Consider the following 18,680-nt stretch of genomic DNA (forward strand, 5'->3'; position numbering starts at 1 on the left):
TATTTAAATTTCTTTGGTAGGCATTGTATCTTGTTGTCAAGTTGCTCAAGTGGGAGCATTTATTTTACAGGCTTTATTAAAAATCGTTTTGAAACATTTTTGATATGATTTAACATTAATTCTGATGCTTCAGTTGAATCTTTTCTTTCTAGGGCATCTAAAATTTGATAATGTTCTTTAACAGCTTCCGGTGCGCTAGATTGAATTGTATTTGTCAGGATTAAATATCTTTGTAAATTCGTACGAAGAGATGAAATAAACTCTTTTAATTTATGGTTATTTGTAAATTCAGCAAGGTAACAATGAAACTGGGTATCTAAATTAATAAATTGACTATAATCTTTTTCATCGATACTTTCTTGCTGTTGATTGCAAATATCTTTTAAGAATGCTAATTGCTCACTATCAATGCTTTGACAAGCAAGTTTAGCTACTAAAGGCTCCAATGATTCTCTAACAACTTGGTACTCTTGTACTTCTTCGACAGAGATCATTCGAACTCTTGTATGTTTGGCTGTTTCCATTTCCACTAAACCTTCATAAGCTAACTTTTTTAACGCTGTTCTAATTGGAGTTCGGCTTATTCCTAATTTTTCGGCAATTTGCTCTTCAATTAAGTATTCCAGTGGTTTTATTTCATTATTAATAATGGCATTTTTTATAACATCATACGCTTGATCAGATAAAGAACCAGCAGATTTTAATTTTTTCATACCTATCTCCCTTTAGCATTAATCCATTTAAGATTCTCTTAAACAATAAGAGTCAAACTATGATGTACAAAAGTACAACATAGTTTGATTATATCATGATGTAGGGAATGTAAATATCTTCTAAAGAATAATTAACTATCAAAAAAGAGCGTTATTCAATTCGATACTCACACTCTACTATACTTCCTCTACTGCTTTCTTTCTATTAAAATTAGATTGCATAAATTGCTCCATTCTATCTAATGCTTTTTCGAGCATTTCCATCGAAGCAGCATACGAGATTCTTACATATCCTTCTCCATATTTAGAAAATCCATCACCCGGTACGACCGCTACTTTTGCTTCCTGTAATAATTTCAACGCAAATTGAAATGATTTCATATTTGTATTTTTAATAGAAGGGAATACGTAAAAAGCACCTTCAGGTTTGATGACTTCAAATCCCATGTTCATTAATCTTTCACAAACATAATCTCTTCTTTGTCGATATTCCACAACCATTTGATTCGCGTCATTTATGCCATTTGTAAGTGCCTCAATTGCAGCATATTGACTAATCGTGCTAGCACAGACTGAGTTATAAAGATGTACTTTTAGCATTTGCTCAGAAATGTAGGCTGGAGCAAATGTGAAACCAATTCTCCACCCTGTCATTGAATGTGATTTAGCAAGACCATTAATCACAATTGTTTTTTCCCACATACCTGGTAGAGAAGCGATTGAATAGTGGTTTTTATCGTAAGTCAGTTCACTGTATATTTCATCTGAAACGACGAAAATATCCCTTTCTCTTAAAAGCAACGCTATTTTCTTAAGATCTTCATAATCTAGCACGCTACCTAAAGGATTAGATGGTGAGCAAAGAACTAAACAACGAGTCTTTTCTGTCATATGACGCTTGATCAATTCAGCATTAATCTTGAAGTTATTTTGAGTCACGTCTATATAGACAGGGATGGCTCCACACATTTCGATCAGTGGTTCATAGCCTGGGTAAATAGGAGCAGGGAGTAAGACCTCATCCCCTTCTCTCAAAATTGTACGAAAAGCTGAATCTAGTGCTTCTGTAGCGCCGTTTGTCACAATGATTTCTCTAGCAGCATCATAGGAAAGATTGTATTTTTTATACAGAAAATCGCTAGCTGCTTTCCTTAGGCTAAGTAATCCAGCATTTTCCGTATATGCTGTATAATTCTGTTTTATTGCTGAAATTCCAGCTTCTTTAATATGCTCAGGTGTAGGGAAATCAGGCTGGCCAAGTGTAAGATTAATCGCATCTGGATAATCAACAACCATGTTAAAAAATTTTCTAATCCCTGGAACCTGAAGTGCTGTTACGCTTTTATTTAGTAAATTTTCCATCGTTACACACCTTCTTTTCGATTTACAATCTTGAAATGATTCCTACTTAGTTTCTAACTTAACTAATGGTCGATCTGGCTTGATAAAGAACCATAAGATTGCTGCAAATACAACAGGAATAATGTTGATTAATAAAGTGATATTCCATCCCATTTCTTGTGCAAACCATCCACAAATAATTGGAGATGTGATCCCCCCTATTGCTCCCCAAGTATTCATCCAACCACTAACAGAACCTGAGAATTCTTGACCCATGTCATTCGCTATAGCCCATGAAGCAACGATTGGAAGTCCTAATGCACCAAGTGCTACTGTCAACCAAAGAACATTTGACCAAGGAGTAACCGAGTAAGCTGCAAGATATAGTCCTAAAATGAAAAAGGCGAATCCTAAAATGGCCATTCCTCCACGTGCAATCATACGAGAGTTTGTTTTTTGTAAAATTTTATCTGAAATAGCACCACCAATTAGAACAGAAAAACAAATTGCTAACCAAGGGAAACTTGCCGCTAATCCCATTTCTTTTAATGAAAAATTACGTGCCTCCATTAAATAAGTTGGCAACCATGTTAAAAAGAATGTATTCATATAAATTACAACAAGGTATTGTACTCCTACAGCCCAAAATCGATAATTTTTTAAGTATTGTTTCCAAGGGGCTGTTTTTTTCTTACTGCTTGAAATACTACGGTTTTCAATAATAAGTGCTTTTTCTCTTTCAGAAATCCATGGGTGCTCTTCTGGTTTATTTCGTCCAACAAAATACCATAGTAAAGCTACAACAACGCCAACTACACCAAATATGTAAAATACTCCGTGCCAACCAAACCATGCCATAATAGCAACTGATATCCCAGGCGCAATAACTGGACCAAAAAACGAACCAGCCAATAACGCACTTGAAGCACGACCTTTTTCATGTTTTTGGAACCAATATGAATTGAAAACAGCATTTCCTGGATACATCGGTCCTTCACCAGCTCCAAAGAAAAATCTGACGATGCACAGTACAACGTAGTTAACAGATGCAGCTGTTAAAGTTGTAAATAACGACCACCACGCAACCGCAATTGTCACGATATTCCTCGCGCCAAACCTTTCAGCTAACATCCCTCCAGGAATTTGTGAAAAACAATAGCCTAAATAAAAGAGAGAAGATAATAGTCCAAATTGAACTTTATCCAATCCTAAATCTTTCATCATCGGCACAGCTACAATCGAAATATTAGAACGATCCATATACGCAATAAATCCTATAATGAAAAAAATAAAAGCAAGTCCCCAACGCAAACCTAATTTTTTTTCTTTTACAGTTGAAGTGTCTAATTGTTTGTCAACAGCTAATTTCCCCATCATACCCTCTCCTTTTTTGGATCTAATTAAGAAACAGTAGTCATTTTAAAACTAATTAACTTTTACTCTTTTCTACCATCTTTTCCCATAAAGGATCGAAACGGCGTAAATAATTCTCTGCACCTAATTGTTCCAAATCTTGACGACGTTGATTGTCTGCTGCCTGTTCTTTTTTGCCAATTTCGAGATAATCTAATGCTTGGTCTTTTGGTACTACTAGTAAACCATCATTACTACCGACAATAATGTCCCCTGGATTAATAATGCAAGATTGAATACAAACTGGTATGTTCACATCGCCACCAATACTATAAACTTTAGTCGTTAAAGGTGAAATAGCGTATGAAAAGACCTTAAATTGTAAATCAATAATCATTTTTGTATCTGTCACTGGCCCATTAATGATCGCTGCAATAGCCCCTTTTTCCATAGCCAATTTCGTAGTAATTTCTCCCCAACAAGCAAAACGTTCTTCTTCATTCATATCGATGACAACAACATCACCGGGCTTTACTAAATCTAATGCTTTGTTAATTAATAAACCATCATTTGGAGGAATTCTTACAGTAATAGCTGGCCCTGCAAAAAAACCGTCAATCGGAAATAAAGGCTTAATTTTTCGTGCACTAATCAATTGAAAATTAATACTGTGTCCATAATCACTAGGTGAAATCGCTTCCAATTCTTTGATGACATTCGGATCTGGTCTATCAATCTCTGAAACAATTTTAATCACTTAACTTTTACCCCTTTCTTTCATTAGCTTTTAATAAGTAAATACACGTAAAACCTTAAAAAGAGATCTAATCTAGTGCCCCTTCCTTGGATTGTATACAAATACAAATACCGGATACAAATACATTATAACCATGAAAAGAGATACGTGTAAATGAATATTTTGAATATTAAATAAATTAATCAAGATTCGACATATTTTTTATCGTTATTTTTACCGAGATTAAAACATTTAGATTAACCTTATTAAAATAGTTAAATATAAAAAAAATAAGAAGCGGGAAACTTCTTATTTTTACACAGTTCCTAGTATTTTTTTAGTTTACATACTATTCATCAATTTAAGGCTTTCCAGTAAAATTCCGATAAGGCTCTAAGAACTAAAAGCAAAGGAGTTTTATCTGTCATATTGTATTCATTAATTTTTTTACTCGGCGAATAACAAAACAAGTTCACATCGGCAGTTTGTTGTAGTGTATTTTTACTAAAATGCGTAAGCGAAATTAATTTAACTCCTTTTTGCTTCGCCAACTCAGCTACATCCAAAACTTGGGCCGTTTCTCCTGATAAAGAAATTAAAAAAAGTAAATTGTTCTCCCCTGGATCAAATTTAGACAGTTCATATAAGACATCATGACGATGGAAATAATACTCCGACTTTTTACCGACTACTTTCAAATTTTTAATCATCATCTCACAAAATGGCGCAGTATCTCCTACACCAAAGAAAAGTACTCTACTTGCTTCATGGATCAATCTTGCCGTAATAGAAAGCGTATTTTGATCAATCAGACCAATTGTTTTCTGTATGTTGTATGTAAGGCTACCTTCCTCTTTAAACTGATCTTGCTGAATTACTTCTTCTTTTAAACTATTTTTCATCTGGGAATATCCATCAAAACCTAATTTTTTGGATAATCTCGTAATCGTATTTGGAACCGTAAATAGCTGAGCAGCTAAATTTTGAATTGAATAGCTAATAACTTCCTCTTTGTGATCAAGGATGAACTCAACTATTTGATCTTCCGTATCGTTTAGCTGATATTCATATTTTTGTATCCTTTCTTGGAATGTTAACATTTACATACACCTACTTTTTTTATTTATGCAAAAAAAAGAGAACAACTCTAACACTGTTCTCTTTTTCATTGTTCATTCCTTTTATTTTTTTCCTAACAACAAAATAACGTACTCTAAATCGTTTAAATCATATAAAGGTTCAATATAAGCCGTCTGATTTAAGCCTAAATTATCATATTTAATTTCCTTTACTTTACCTATTTCAATACCTGGTAAATAGATTCCACCTAGACCCGAGGTTACAATGATTTCATCAACCTTCAATTTATTATTTTCATTAAAAAGAGTCATTTCTAAATAGCCCGTTTTCTCATCTATTGCTTTAATCAGACCTTGTAATTGAGGATTACTTTTTGGTTGGACTGAAATATATGTTTTATATTTCACTGCACTTAACAATTCTATAATTGAACTATTCTCGGAGACTTCGGTTACTTTACCTAATAGACCTTGTGCTGTCATTACATTTGTATTTATTTTCACACCATTATTAGAGCCTTTATTAATTTCAACAAAGCTGTCCCAAGTTTCAAAATTTCTTTTTGTAACGATTGCTACATCAGCTTTGTATTTTTGACTTTCTTTATGTAGTCTTTCTTTTAGCATGTTTAATTCTTTATTTTCATTCGTCAATTCTGTAATACTTGCTTTTAAAGATGTTTCATTGCTCATTTTATCTTTTAATTCATCATTTTCTTTTTTTAATTCGAGTAATTCTTTTATATTGTTCGTGTGACTGTTGAATGTGTTGGTTTTTGAGAATAGATAGCCACTTGTCATAAGAATGGCGATTAACACCGTAATAAAAAATATTTTTTTCATCGGTTTATCCTTTTCTTACTTGTTTTTATTTTTAGGATAACATGAAAAATATTCCAGAGAATTAGAGTAATGTGGCAATTTTGTGTTTAATAGATTCTCCGATGTCCATTCAATTACTTTTATGAAGAAACGCAAAAAAAAGAGAACAACTTTAAATTGTTCTCTTCTTCGATATCAAGGATAAGTCAAACTGTTAAATTATTCATCGAACCCATATATTATTACTTAGCATTAGCATCAGGTTGATGAATTCCAAAAATATTTCCTTCAGTGTCAATGAAGTATCCTTGCCATGCCATTCCAGGCAATGCATATTTAGGCATTGCTACTTTGCCACCGTTTTCAATAATTTTAGCTTCCGTTTCGTCGTAATTTCCTACTCCCATCGTACAGGCATATCCATTTAATGGCTGGTTTGCTTGAGGAGGAGGACTTTGGCGTTGCATTAGGGCACCATTAATTCCCATTTGGCCCTCATCGCCTGTCACTGCACCGAAATATGGCATTCCTGCATATTCACTCCAATCTTCAAACTTCCAATCAAATACTTCTCCATAAAACTTCTTTGCACGTTCCATGTTATCAACATGAATTTCGAAATGAATCAATCTTCCCATATTTTCCTCCTATGTATTACAAGAATTTTCTTTAACTCATCTAGTATGTACACTTTAGTTGCCTATTTATAATTATATGGGCTATGGAAAACTATTCAAATTAATACTTTTAGCAGTTATTCGACATCAAACTAACCAATTTTTCAACTGTAGGAATGTCAGCTGGAGCCCATTCAAGTTTTGTTAAATCCGAAATGTCTTTCCATTCTATCTTCGTATGCTCATTAGCTATTGGCGTACCGCTTATAATCTTAGCTTCATACGTTATCAAATTTACAATGATATTTGGATACTCATGAATGACATCTTCAACTAATACATATACAGCTATTTCACAGCCTAATTCTTCCATAATTTCACGGATCAATGCCTCTTCAGGTTTCTCATTCTTCTCGATTTTTCCACCTGGAAACTCCCAGCAATTTGGCATGCTCATCTCAGGTGAACGTAAAGCACATAGTATTTGGTTTTGATCGTTTCGGATGACAGCTCCTACTACTTTAATTTGTTTTTTCATTGATTTTTTTCCTTTTTATTCAATTATATATTTATTATTTGCTTAAGTTAAATAACAACAAATCAACATATCTAATAAATTCAAATATAATTCATTATTTGTTCGTAAAAAGAGTATATTTCTCTGCTAACATGAAATTATCTTAATAAAAATCCGATGAAAAAATGATCATGACAGTAACCTTTTTGCGATGTAGTTACAACCATATTAATTAAAGGAAAATGACAATGAAACCTCTAACACAAAATCAAAAATTATTTTTTTACTCTGGATACCTACTATCATAATAGGAAACATTTTTTTAATTAAAGAAGGTAGTTTCAAACTTCAATATTGATTTATATAATACGATACTAGATTACTATTACCCAATAAAAATAAAATATGACGATTTTATGATTTATTCTCTTCCGTTTCCATCAATAAAAAACGCAACCCTTAAAAGGGATTGCTCCTCTAAATTTCACGAACCGGTCGATCGATAATGTCTCACTCCAATTTGCCAAACTAGTAAACAAGGTATTATAAAAATGATACCCGCTATCGGTGATAACATATATAGATACGCTTTCCCATCCGTTTTATCTAGAATATACATTAAAGGTAAATAATTGACACATCCGAAAGGAATAACAAATGTAAAGAATTTTGTGATCCATTTCTGATAAATATTTAATGGATATTGCGCCATTTCTCTTCCGCCATCTGTGAAAATGTTAACCACTTCGAGACCTTGAATTGTCCAGAAACACATTGTGGCTGCAAGGATAAAGATTCCGGTAAATATAAAAACCCCGCTGATAATCATTAATAAAAGCGTAATCACTTTCATACTGCTCCAATCGATCGAAAGACTACTAATCGCCCAGATCAAAACAATTAAGCTCTGAATTAATCTACCAATTCTATTAAACTCAAATTTAGAGCCCATAACTTGAACAATTGTACTTCTTGGACGAACAAGTACTCGATCAAAGTTACCACTAACAATAAGGCTGGAGAAATTATCAAATCCTCGGGCAAAACATTCACTTAAAGCAAATGCCATGTGGATAATCGCAAAACAAAGCGCAACCTCGTAGAAAGTCCATCCTTTAATTTGTCCAAAACGTTCAAACAAAAAATAAAGACCCGCAAACATCGAAAACGGGATTAAAAACTGACCAATCGTTAAAAGCCAAAAAGATGTGCGGTATTCCATTTGCGATTTAAAGAGAATAAGAAGATATTTAAAATATAGTCCCATAGCATCAACCTCCTTGGACCACGACTCTTCGTAAAGCTTTATTAAAAGCGATTCTTCCAAGCCAAATAAGTAAAACTAACCAAATAATTTGGATGACGATCCCAATCACTGCTTCAGTTTGAGGAATATTTCCAGAATAAACCCTAAACGGGAAATCTGCTGTCCATCGAAACGGAAGGAAATAAGCAACGGTCTGAAGCCAATCTGGCATGAGTGGGATTGGAATTGTTAATCCAGAGAAAAATTCTCCAACAACCCCAAACAGTAGCAAGGAGCCAATAGGAGACATTGTCACAAATACCGAAATATAAATGAACATCGAAATTGAAACAAGAAGAAGTAAGCCAAAAATTAGGGCAAGTAAAAATAACACAAAGGTAAAGACACTTGGTGGTAACGTCATTTTATAAGGTTGAGGTAAAAGAAAAGCAACTAAAAGGATTGGGAAACACCTTAGAATTGCACTCGACAAGCGTTGGGCTAAAAGTTTTGAATACCAAAATCCGTATAATTCGCATGGTCTGCAAAGTTCATATGCGATATTCCCAGTTGTAATTAAATCAAAAAGCTCATTATCACGGAACCAAAGCATGATGAATGCTAAAAAGGATTGTTGTAACCATAAATATGTAATGATTTCTTTTAAAGAAAGTGGTTGAGATTGTACAGTTTGACTATAAAAAGCTTCAAAAATCATGATGTACATAAATCCCCAGAAAAACTGTGTTGCAACCCCAGCCAATGCTGCTGAACGATATTGCATTCCGTTCAATAATCGTAGTTTTAGTACAGATACATAAGGCTTCATATTTGAAACTCCTTATAGAGACCTACGATAATTTCTTCAATTGGTTGTGCTTCAATCGTCACATCGAGTAGATCAACTTTACTGGATAAACTGGAAATCACATCAGATATTTTTACTTGTTCAGTATCTAAACTTAATATTGCCCGTTTTGGGGACCATGAAATCATTGTAGTTCCAGGGATTTTAAATGGATTGTGGTCCTCTTGGTAATCTACTGTAATCGTTTTATGCGTTCCAAAATGTTTTCGCAAATCATCCAAGTTCCCATCAAACAATAAGCTCCCTTTACCAATCAAAATAACCCGATCAGCTAAAGCTTCGATATCATTCATATCATGCGTCGTAAGAATGACGGTAACGCCCTTTTCTTTATTGATCCTCTTAATAAACTCGCGTACAGCAATCTTTGAAACAGCATCAAGCCCTATTGTCGGTTCATCCAAAAATAAAATTTTAGGACTATGTAGCAATGATGCTGCGATCTCACAACGCATCCTCTGTCCTAAGCTTAATTGTCGTACAGGTGAATGAATAAGACTTTGTAAATCAAGGGTTTCAATCAGTAAATCAAGATTATCTTGATATTCGTTTTGAGGAATTTTATAAATATCACGGAGAAGCTCAAACGAGTCTATGACGGGTACATCCCACCATAATTGAGACCGTTGCCCAAAAACAACACCGATTTGTTTAACATAGGAAGTTCTTTCCTTCCACGGGATGTATCCCATTATGTTACACGTCCCTCGATCTGGAACTAATATTCCGCTCATGATTTTTATCGTCGTAGATTTCCCTGCACCGTTCGGACCGATATATCCGACGATTTCCCCCGGTTCAATAGAGAAGGAAATATCATTTAGCGCTTCAACAATCGTATGCTCTCGATAAAAAAGCCCCTTCACTGCCTGCCTAAGTCCTGAAGAACGCTTCGCAACCTTGAAAGATTTACTTAAACCATCTACTGTAATCAATTTTTTCGCCTCCTATCACTTTTTTAGACTGGAAGAAAAATACTATCATCATACGATCAGCACGTCAATATTTTTTTCAGTTTATTCGGTAATTTTTGAAAATAAATGATTAAGGCAACAAAAAAAGAATGAAATCAATTCATTTCATCCTTTTTTAGTCATCTAGACCCTATAAAAATAATTGGTCTGTACCAAACATGCTAAAGTTGGTTTACTTGAATTCAGCTGCCATTTCATCTTTAAATCCAAATAAGTAAGTAAAAATAAATCCAGCTACATAAGAGATAACCACTCCGGTTAAGTATAATAAAATCTGATTCGTATGAACTAAGAACGATAGTGGAAGGCCTGAAACACCGACTGCAATTGTAGCGATATGGAAGTGAGCCTGGAATGCACCACCGACTCCCGCCCCTAAACAGGCCGTTAAGAATGGACGTCCAAGCGGTAACGTTACACCAAAAATTAATGGTTCACCGATTCCAAGCATTCCTGATGGGAGTCCCCCACCAATCGCACGTTTTAAGCTTTTTTTCTTCGTTTTAAAGTAAATTGCAAACGCTGCTCCTACTTGACCCGCTCCACCCATCGCAAGAATTGGTAGTAATGGGTCATCTCCAATCGAGTTAATTAATTCAAGATGAACTGGCGTCAAACCTTGATGGAGCCCGGTAACGACTAGTGGCAGGAATGTTGCACCAAGCACAAATCCCGCTACAACTCCTCCATAATCAAGAACATTTAATAAACCTTTTGTGATCGCATCTGATACAAAACCGCCAACCGGCATAAATACTAGATAGGTCACGATTCCTGTAATTAATAATGCGATAGTCGGAGTAAGAATAATATCTAAAGATTGCGGTACAAATTTTCTTACTTGCCTTTCAACTAAAGCGATGAAGATTGCTGCAAAAAGAACTCCAATTAACCCTCCACGTCCAGGAAGAAGATTGTTCCCAAACAAAGAAATATCAGCAACTGCAGGGTTGATGACAAGAATACCAGCGAGTGCGCCAAGTGCTGGTGATCCACCAAATTCTTTTGCTGCGTTTATTCCGACTAAGATTCCAAGATAAGCAAACAGCCCCGATCCGATCACGGTTAAAATAATGGCTAATTTCGAATCTGCTGCAAGCCATTCCGCTTGAACAATTGCTTTTGTAATACCGGTTATTAATCCTGAAGCAACAAGGGCAGGAATTAACGGAATAAAAATACTTGCGATTCTACGTAAAAACAGTTTAAACGGTTTTGCATTCCTTCGATCAATCTCTGATTTGTTTTTTGAAGCTACATCATTCAGATCAAAATCATCTGCAGCTGCAAGCAGTTTATCAAACTCTTCGGCAACTTTATTTACAACACCAGGTCCGAGTATGATTTGAATTGTTTCTTCTTCTACAACTCCTAAAACTCCTTCTGTCTTTTTGATCGCCTCAATGTCTACCTTTGAATGATCCTTTGAGGCTACTCGAAGTCTTGTCATACAATGAGTGGAAGCAGAGATATTCTCCACTCCTCCCAAATGCCCTAATAATTGTTCGGCCATTAATAAGTATTTGCTAATCCCCTTTGCCATCTTTACATCTCCTTTTAAAGTAACAAGTTTATTAGTTTAAAAGATTATCTAACTCCTTTATGAAAATAGTCGATGATATCAGATTGATAGTTTTTCAAATGGTTGATCCCCTCCCTTTTTTAAAGGAATCTACAGCTTTAAAAGAAACAATTATAGGTTATTTACTATAAACATAATTTCAAATTTAATATTAAAGTTTTTGAAATTTCATTTAAATTTTACGCGAATGATTTCACTTTTATGACAAGGTATTGATAGGAAAAAATAGTAAACGGAAGTATTATAATTTGAATGGTAGAGGGTGACTCCCTATTCTGTATAGTTTGATTAAAAAAATAGACGCATCCCTTTAGTGGAACGCGCCAATTATCACTTAAATCTTCCCTATTTTCTTTGAGATTTCTTCCGCTGCTTTTGTGACTTCTTCGATCAAGAACGGAATACGTTCCTGAGTAAATCGAAATCCTGGTACATTCACGCTTAATGCAGCGAGTATTTTGTTGTTGTACCCAGTAATTGGAGCCGCAATCGCCGCTGTATCTTCTGTTTTTTCACTTTGACTTATTGCATAGCCATTTTGTCTGATTTCAATGAGTTGTTGTTTTAAACTTGATACTGAATTAGGTGTCAGATTTAGTTGGTCTAGTACTTTTTGAATTTCATACTCTTTCATATAAGCAAGAATGGTTTTGTTGGGAGCACCAATATGTAGTGGAATTCGGATACCAAGATTTTCAGCAATTCTAATTTTTAATGGACTGTCAATTTTATCAATCACAATTCCATCTATACCACTTTCAATATTTAAATAGATGCTTTCCTCTACATGACTCGCCAAACGTTCCATTATTGGTCTTGCTACTAATCTGAAATCCATTTTATCCAATTGACGGAGGCCAAGCTCCATCCATTTATACCCTAATTTATAATGCTTCGTTTCTGGAATTTGTACAACTAGTCCGTGTTTTATTAAAGAGTTTAGTAATCGGTGAAGCGTACCGAGAGATAGAGATGTTTTTTCCGCTAATTCGGTGATTTGCCAATTCATTTTGGATTCATCCGAATTTAAGGTGTCAATAATAAGCATAGCTCGGTCAATAGATTGGACCATGATCATAACTCCTATGACTCTTCACTTCTTATCTTGGGGAGTCTGTTCAAAAAGTCTGGGAATATTCCCCGATCATTACGTGCTGGTAGTATACGAATGTTTTTTTAAAATTGCGTTGACTTGAGTATCTCAGCACTTCTTGTTTTCATTTCGAACTTGCAAATGAATAATTGTGAGAGTAATTTTTTACATCTATCTTACAAATTTATCGCCTGTTTTTCCAAGGACTTTTAGATTAATTTATAGCTTTATTGATTCTAATGATGCATTAGACTTATTTTTTCTTATTTTTCGTTTTTTATTACGACTCACATCTAAAGAATCTTCAAGCTTTTTAACTCCATACGTAATAATTAACACAAGTGCAAGATAATATAAACCGACTACAATATATGTATTCATTTGTTCAAAGTTAGAGGCAGCCTCACTTAGTCCTGCTCCCCATAAATCTTGCATCCCTACATATGCTACAAGCGAAGAATCTTTTAATCCGATTATAAACTGATTTCCAAGAGCAGGAATCGCCATTTTAAATGCTTGAGGTAACACGATTCTTCTCATTGCTAATGGTTGGGACATCCCAAGAGAGCGCGCAGCTTCCATTTGGCCTTTGTCAATTGATTGAATGGAACCACGAAAGATTTCAGCAATATATGCTCCACTATGCACACCTAAAGCTATTGCACCAGCCCAAAACTGCGAGAATGTAATAATACTAGAAAGTCCAAAGTATAAGATTGCGATTTGAACGATCAACGGTGTCCCACGAATGACTGTGACATAGAGATTAGCAATATAGTTAAGTACTTTAATCCGTGAGAGTCTGAAAAATGCAAAAATAAGACCTATTCCACTTCCTAAAATAGTAGAGACGATTGTTAATTTTAACGTTAATAATGTCGCTTCTAAAAACACATGAAATGTATTTAAAAATATATGCATGATACCTCACCCCTCTTCTTGTCCTATTAGGCTAGAATTCTATTATTATTTTTCTTCAAGAATATTTCGGCCAAACCACTTTTCACTAATTTTTTCATAAGTTCCATCTTTAATAATTTCATCTAAAGCCTTGTTAATTTTCTTCTGAAGTTCTTTATCCTCTTTCCTTACCGCAATTGCTTGGTTATCGTGAGTTAATGGAGTGCCTACATCTTTAATCTTAGCTTTTCCTTCTTTAATGACCCTAAAGCCGACCATTTGATCTGTAATAACAGCATCTAGTCTACCAGTTGGAAGATCCATTATCGCCGTTAGGTCACTATCATAATCAACGACATTTTCTTTTCCAGTATATTTAATCGCTAAATCTTTATACGGGCTAGCTTTTACAACACCAATTTTCTTCCCTTTTAAATCCTCAGCAGATTTGATTTCTTTATTATTATCAGCGACAAAAATTTGAGAACCTGAAATATAATATGGATTACTGAAATCAACCACTTTTAATCGTTCTTCCGTAATCGTCATACTCCCTAAAATCGCATCATACTTATTAGACACTAAGCCTTGTACAATTGTTTCCCATGGGTTTGTTACTGGTACAGCCTTCATTCCCATTTTTTCTGAAAGTGCTTTACCGATTTCAACATCAAATCCAGCAAGCTTGCCATCTTCTTTATAGTTAAATGGTTTATATAATCCACTCATTGCATAATGAAATTCTTTTGAACTCGCTTCATTCCCGGTTTTATCTGCCCCACATGCACTTAGAAACATTGCCCCTGCTACCATTGAAGATAATAAAATACCACGCCAATTCTTTTTCATTACACAAACCTCCATCATTTTTTTAGATTATAAAATACTATTAAGAAATTGTTTCGTCCTTTCATTTTGTGGATTTTCAAAAAACTGTTTAGGTGTGCCTTCCTCTAAAATGAGACCTTCTTCCATGAATAAAACTCGATCCGCTACTCCTCTAGCAAAACCCATTTCATGCGTAACTACAACCATTGTCATTCCTTCACTTGCTAGCTGTTTCATAACTTGAAGAACCTCTCCTACCAGTTCAGGATCTAAAGCTGAAGTAGGCTCATCAAAAAGCATCACCCTCGGGTTCATCGCCAGTGCACGTGCAATCGCAACCCTTTGTTTTTGTCCACCCGATAACATTTCTGGATATTCATCGGCCTTATCTGTCAGTCCAACTTTCTCCAATAAAACATAAGCAATCTCTTTTGCTTCACTCTTTTTCATTCCTTTAACATGAATAGGAGCTTCAATGATATTTTCTAAAACTGTTTTATGTGGAAAGAGATTAAAGTGTTGAAAAACCATACCAACCTCTGACCGAATTTTATTCAAATCTGTTTTACTAGGTTGAACCAAATCACCATCAAAATAAATTTCTCCTGTATCATTGATTTCTAAAAAGTTTAAACATCTTAAAAGAGTACTCTTTCCTGATCCACTTGCTCCTAATAAAACAACCACTTCTTTTTCATTAATCGTTAAATCAATTCCTTTTAATACTTGTAATGGCCCAAATGATTTACTTACACTTTTGATCTCAATCATAATGTTTCAACCCTCCCATCAAGTAAATAACAACACTTTTTCCACAATGCGGAAACTATTTCTATTTTATTAACATTATACACAATTCTGACTATTTAGTCATTACATAATTTTCAGAAATCCGACAATAGGCCCATTTTTACAAATCTTTCCAATCACCTAGAACTAGGCGAATGCATATATTGATATCCAATCTATGTATTGAAAGGGGGCTATTCTCATGCATGTCGATTTAACAGCCATACATTGGCTTTATGTAGCATTTATAGGGTTAATTATTTTATTTCTAATTCTTAGACGTGACACAAGCCTAGTCTGTCTCGCAGGAATTTTCCTACTTGGCCTAGTAGCAACTGAGTCGCTTTCAAGTTCCGTCAGTATCTTGTTTTCAAGTTTCATATACGCCATAACTGAATTACTTTCTACTATTTTAGTCATCTCGATTATCGTTTCAATGAGTAAAGCTTTAACGGATAGCGGAGTGCATCAGGCACTCATCAGTCCATTTACAAAGGTGATGAGAAACGCCACACTAAGTTATTGGACCATTGGTATTGTCATGATGGTCGTCTCTTGGTTTTTCTGGCCGTCACCTGCAGTTGCCTTAATTGGTGCGGTTTTACTGCCAGTTGCTTTAAGAGTAGGGTTACCGGCTTTAGGTGTTGCGATGGCAATGAATTTATTTGGCCATGGGATTGCTTTATCTAGTGATTACGTAATCCAGGGTGCCCCAAAACTAACAGCCGACGCAGCTGGCATCCCAGTTTCAGATGTTTTACATGCAAGTATTCCACTTGTAATCGTAATGGGTGTAGTGACAACCGTCGTTGCTTTTTACTTCTTAAAACGTGATATGAAGAGAGGACTGTTAACAGTAGAAATCCCAGAAGTAGATATGAAAACTGAGGACTATTTACTTTCTTCAACACAACAAAAATGGATGGCCGCTCTAGTTTTCATTTTATTCGCAGTGGATATTTGGGCGATGGTTCATTTCAATCTACAAGGTGGAGACGCAACAGCGTTAATCGGGGGTACTTCCCTAATAATTCTTTCCATTCTATCTATGATAGGTCATAAGAACAAAGGATTTGAAGAAGTAACAAACTATTTAATTCATGGATTCAAATTCGGTTTTAAAGTATTCGGTCCGGTTATTCCAATTGCTGCTTTCTTCTATCTCGGAGATAGTGGATTCACGGCAATCATTGGAGATTACTTGCCAAAAGGATCAAATGGAATTGTAAACGATTTAGGTTTTGCTTTAGCACATGCAGTTCCTGTAAATCCTGGAGTTGCGGGTGTAACATTGACAACAGTTGGAGCAATTACTGGATTAGATGGATCTGGATTCTCCGGAATTTCGTTGGCCGGCTCAGTGGCTTCGTTATTTGCTACGGCAATAGGTCATGGAGTTGCAACATTAACTGCTATGGGGCAAATTGCGGCAATTTGGGTCGGTGGCGGAACATTGATTCCTTGGGCGTTGATTCCTGCGGCAGCAATTTGTAATGTCAGTCCGTTTGAGTTAGCTAGACGGAATTTGGTGCCTGTTTTGATTGGGTTGGCTGTTACTACTGTTGTTGCTATATTTTTGATTTAGTAATTAATTAGAAGGGCACATAAATATTATGCCCTTCTTTTTAAATCAATTGCTTTTGTATTTCATCATAAAAATTTCCATTTTCAAGAATATTCCCCTGTACTTTTTGCTCAATTAGATATTCAAATGCCTTTACTTAACTCACTTTTATACATATTAGATAAATTATTTAATTCTTTATTTCGACCTAATTGTTAGACAAAGGATACGCTCTATTACAATTTCGCTATTCAATCTAATCAAGAAAGAATGAATCGATTTTCGTCATTCAAGAAACTCCATTTCAAAAGAATTATACGTCTATATAAAGGCATTCAATTTTACCGTTAACTTCACATATTGTTCGATTATTCACATAATATACCTTTTGAAATCTGATATGCTTAAAGAAAATACTTTAAGGAGCTGGATGATCTGTAGATTCACCCATTATAAAATTAGATCGATCAATAGTTTTGATTCTGTAGGTTCTTCTATCACTAGAAGAGCCTTTGTTTTTTCAGGAAATTTATACCAGATTTTTTAACAACAGTATGAGTGTAGCTTTTTTATCATTTCCATTTCTTTCACAAAAAATATAACTATTGTAAAATATTTCCCCTATTTAAATCTAATTAATAAATATAATCCATGGAAAGAAATCGAAAGGTGTGATTGTATGAAAAAAACAAGATACTATATATATCCTTTATTCTCTTTTATTTACTCCTAACTTCATTTTCTATGGCTATTCCTTTTTCAATTTTACTTCACCTCGAGCCAACAGCTTAAATTTTTAATATTCGTTCACATAAAATACTATAATTCCCCATCTTCTCTCCGAAATAATTAATGAAAGACAAAATTTCAACGAATTTGGAGGAGATTAAGTTAGTAAAATATTGCAAACAAAAAACAAAATCACCTATTACTGATGATGCGTAATACTAACAATGTTTTTCACCCAAAACAATCATTCACTATTTAAGATGAAGTTAATCAAACTAGTGAAATGACTAACACCCTAGATCTAGCCCTGGCGTAATTCTAAATTAGACAGAAAAAACAGAAGAAATGAAGTGATCGTTTTGTTAAAAATAATTCATACTTTTCTTATTTTTTTTATGATTTATATAATATACTGGGCTAATAGCGGTAAACCAAAGTTTAGCACTATATGTTCTAAAATAACTATTAGAAAAGTAATTTTATTGTTAATTTTGTTTATAATCTTAATTAATCTTTCAATGTTTATCCTATTATAAATAAAATTGTAAAAAACACATGAATTAAAATGTGCTTTTTTAAATGAAATGAATAAAATTATATCTTTTTTGTTTAATAGATTAATTCTCGCTAATAATATAGTAAGACTTACTTTATGACTATCTAATAGGGACAGCCATTATCCCCCAAATATAGTCTCTCTTGACTGCTATTTGTTATGTTAGTCCGTTTGAGTTGGCTAAAAGTAATTTGGTGATTATTTTGATTGGGTTGGCTGTTCCTACTGTTGTGGCGATTCTATTAATTTATATCTAAATAATACTTTCTCTTAAACCTCTGTTCAATGAAGAGTTTTTACTGAAATAGCCACCATCGTAACTAAATTAATCTAAAAAAACCAGTAATGCAAAATAGAGTGAACCCTCTAAGTG

At 34.3% G+C, this 18,680-nt stretch carries 17 protein-coding genes; 1 reads left to right on the forward strand and 16 read right to left on the reverse strand.

Going from position 1 to position 18,680, the window contains the following annotated elements; genetic code table 11:
- Positions 1 to 59: 59 nt before the first annotated feature.
- The 16 genes from CN925_RS12700 to CN925_RS12775 all read right to left on the reverse strand — a co-directional run bounded on the left by CN925_RS12700 (position 60) and on the right by CN925_RS12775 (position 15,440).
- The gene (locus CN925_RS12700) at positions 60 to 713 is read right to left on the reverse strand and encodes a GntR family transcriptional regulator (protein WP_098846592.1); all 654 of its coding nucleotides are present in this window, start codon (positions 711 to 713) and stop codon (positions 60 to 62) included.
- Positions 714 to 890: 177 nt separating this feature from the next.
- Positions 891 to 2,075 (reverse strand): aminotransferase A, encoded by a 1,185-nt coding sequence (locus CN925_RS12705; protein WP_098846593.1) that lies wholly within the window; start codon positions 2,073 to 2,075, stop codon positions 891 to 893.
- A 42-nt stretch (positions 2,076 to 2,117) separates the two neighbouring features.
- Positions 2,118 to 3,428, reverse strand: a complete 1,311-nt coding sequence (locus tag CN925_RS12710) for an MFS transporter (RefSeq protein ID WP_098846594.1) — start codon at positions 3,426 to 3,428, stop codon at positions 2,118 to 2,120.
- Between the two features lie 55 nt (positions 3,429 to 3,483).
- On the reverse strand, positions 3,484 to 4,164 hold the full coding sequence (locus tag CN925_RS12715; protein ID WP_098846595.1) for an RraA family protein: 681 nt from the start codon (positions 4,162 to 4,164) through the stop codon (positions 3,484 to 3,486).
- A gap of 335 nt (positions 4,165 to 4,499) precedes the next feature.
- Positions 4,500 to 5,243, reverse strand: coding sequence for a MurR/RpiR family transcriptional regulator (locus CN925_RS12720; protein WP_098846596.1), 744 nt, complete (start codon positions 5,241 to 5,243; stop codon positions 4,500 to 4,502).
- Positions 5,244 to 5,324: 81 nt separating this feature from the next.
- The gene (mreC, locus tag CN925_RS12725; RefSeq protein ID WP_098846597.1) at positions 5,325 to 6,065 is read right to left on the reverse strand and encodes a rod shape-determining protein MreC; all 741 of its coding nucleotides are present in this window, start codon (positions 6,063 to 6,065) and stop codon (positions 5,325 to 5,327) included.
- 221 nt (positions 6,066 to 6,286) lie between these two features.
- Positions 6,287 to 6,682, reverse strand: a complete 396-nt coding sequence (locus CN925_RS12730) for a VOC family protein (RefSeq protein WP_098846598.1) — start codon at positions 6,680 to 6,682, stop codon at positions 6,287 to 6,289.
- A 109-nt stretch (positions 6,683 to 6,791) separates the two neighbouring features.
- Positions 6,792 to 7,199: a (deoxy)nucleoside triphosphate pyrophosphohydrolase gene (locus tag CN925_RS12735; RefSeq protein ID WP_098846599.1), complete on the reverse strand. Its 408-nt coding sequence runs from the start codon at positions 7,197 to 7,199 to the stop codon at positions 6,792 to 6,794.
- A 463-nt stretch (positions 7,200 to 7,662) separates the two neighbouring features.
- On the reverse strand, positions 7,663 to 8,445 hold the full coding sequence (locus CN925_RS12740; RefSeq protein ID WP_098846600.1) for an ABC transporter permease: 783 nt from the start codon (positions 8,443 to 8,445) through the stop codon (positions 7,663 to 7,665).
- 4 nt (positions 8,446 to 8,449) lie between these two features.
- On the reverse strand, positions 8,450 to 9,253 hold the full coding sequence (locus CN925_RS12745) for an ABC transporter permease (RefSeq protein ID WP_098846601.1): 804 nt from the start codon (positions 9,251 to 9,253) through the stop codon (positions 8,450 to 8,452).
- The gene (locus CN925_RS12750; protein ID WP_098846602.1) at positions 9,250 to 10,227 is read right to left on the reverse strand and encodes an ABC transporter ATP-binding protein; all 978 of its coding nucleotides are present in this window, start codon (positions 10,225 to 10,227) and stop codon (positions 9,250 to 9,252) included. The genes CN925_RS12745 and CN925_RS12750 overlap by 4 nt, the downstream gene beginning before the upstream one ends.
- Positions 10,228 to 10,438: 211 nt before the next feature.
- The gene (locus CN925_RS12755; protein WP_483295194.1) at positions 10,439 to 11,779 is read right to left on the reverse strand and encodes a PTS transporter subunit EIIC; all 1,341 of its coding nucleotides are present in this window, start codon (positions 11,777 to 11,779) and stop codon (positions 10,439 to 10,441) included.
- 403 nt (positions 11,780 to 12,182) lie between these two features.
- Positions 12,183 to 12,920 (reverse strand): IclR family transcriptional regulator, encoded by a 738-nt coding sequence (locus tag CN925_RS12760; protein WP_098846604.1) that lies wholly within the window; start codon positions 12,918 to 12,920, stop codon positions 12,183 to 12,185.
- 240 nt (positions 12,921 to 13,160) lie between these two features.
- Entirely contained in the window at positions 13,161 to 13,862 is a 702-nt protein-coding gene (locus CN925_RS12765; RefSeq protein WP_098846605.1) for an amino acid ABC transporter permease, read from the reverse strand.
- Positions 13,863 to 13,907: 45 nt separating this feature from the next.
- Entirely contained in the window at positions 13,908 to 14,639 is a 732-nt protein-coding gene (locus CN925_RS12770) for an ABC transporter substrate-binding protein (protein ID WP_286138340.1), read from the reverse strand.
- Between the two features lie 78 nt (positions 14,640 to 14,717).
- Entirely contained in the window at positions 14,718 to 15,440 is a 723-nt protein-coding gene (locus CN925_RS12775; protein ID WP_098846607.1) for an amino acid ABC transporter ATP-binding protein, read from the reverse strand.
- A gap of 220 nt (positions 15,441 to 15,660) precedes the next feature.
- On the opposite strand from CN925_RS12775, the gene CN925_RS12780 reads away from it, so the two are divergent.
- A complete protein-coding gene (locus CN925_RS12780) occupies positions 15,661 to 17,043 on the forward strand; it encodes a hypothetical protein (RefSeq protein WP_098846608.1) in 1,383 nt (460 codons plus the stop codon).
- The last annotated feature ends 1,637 nt before the right edge of the window (positions 17,044 to 18,680 follow it).

This window comes from Bacillus sp. AFS055030, assembly GCF_002574545.1.
GTDB lineage: Bacteria > Bacillota > Bacilli > Bacillales > Bacillaceae_G > Gottfriedia.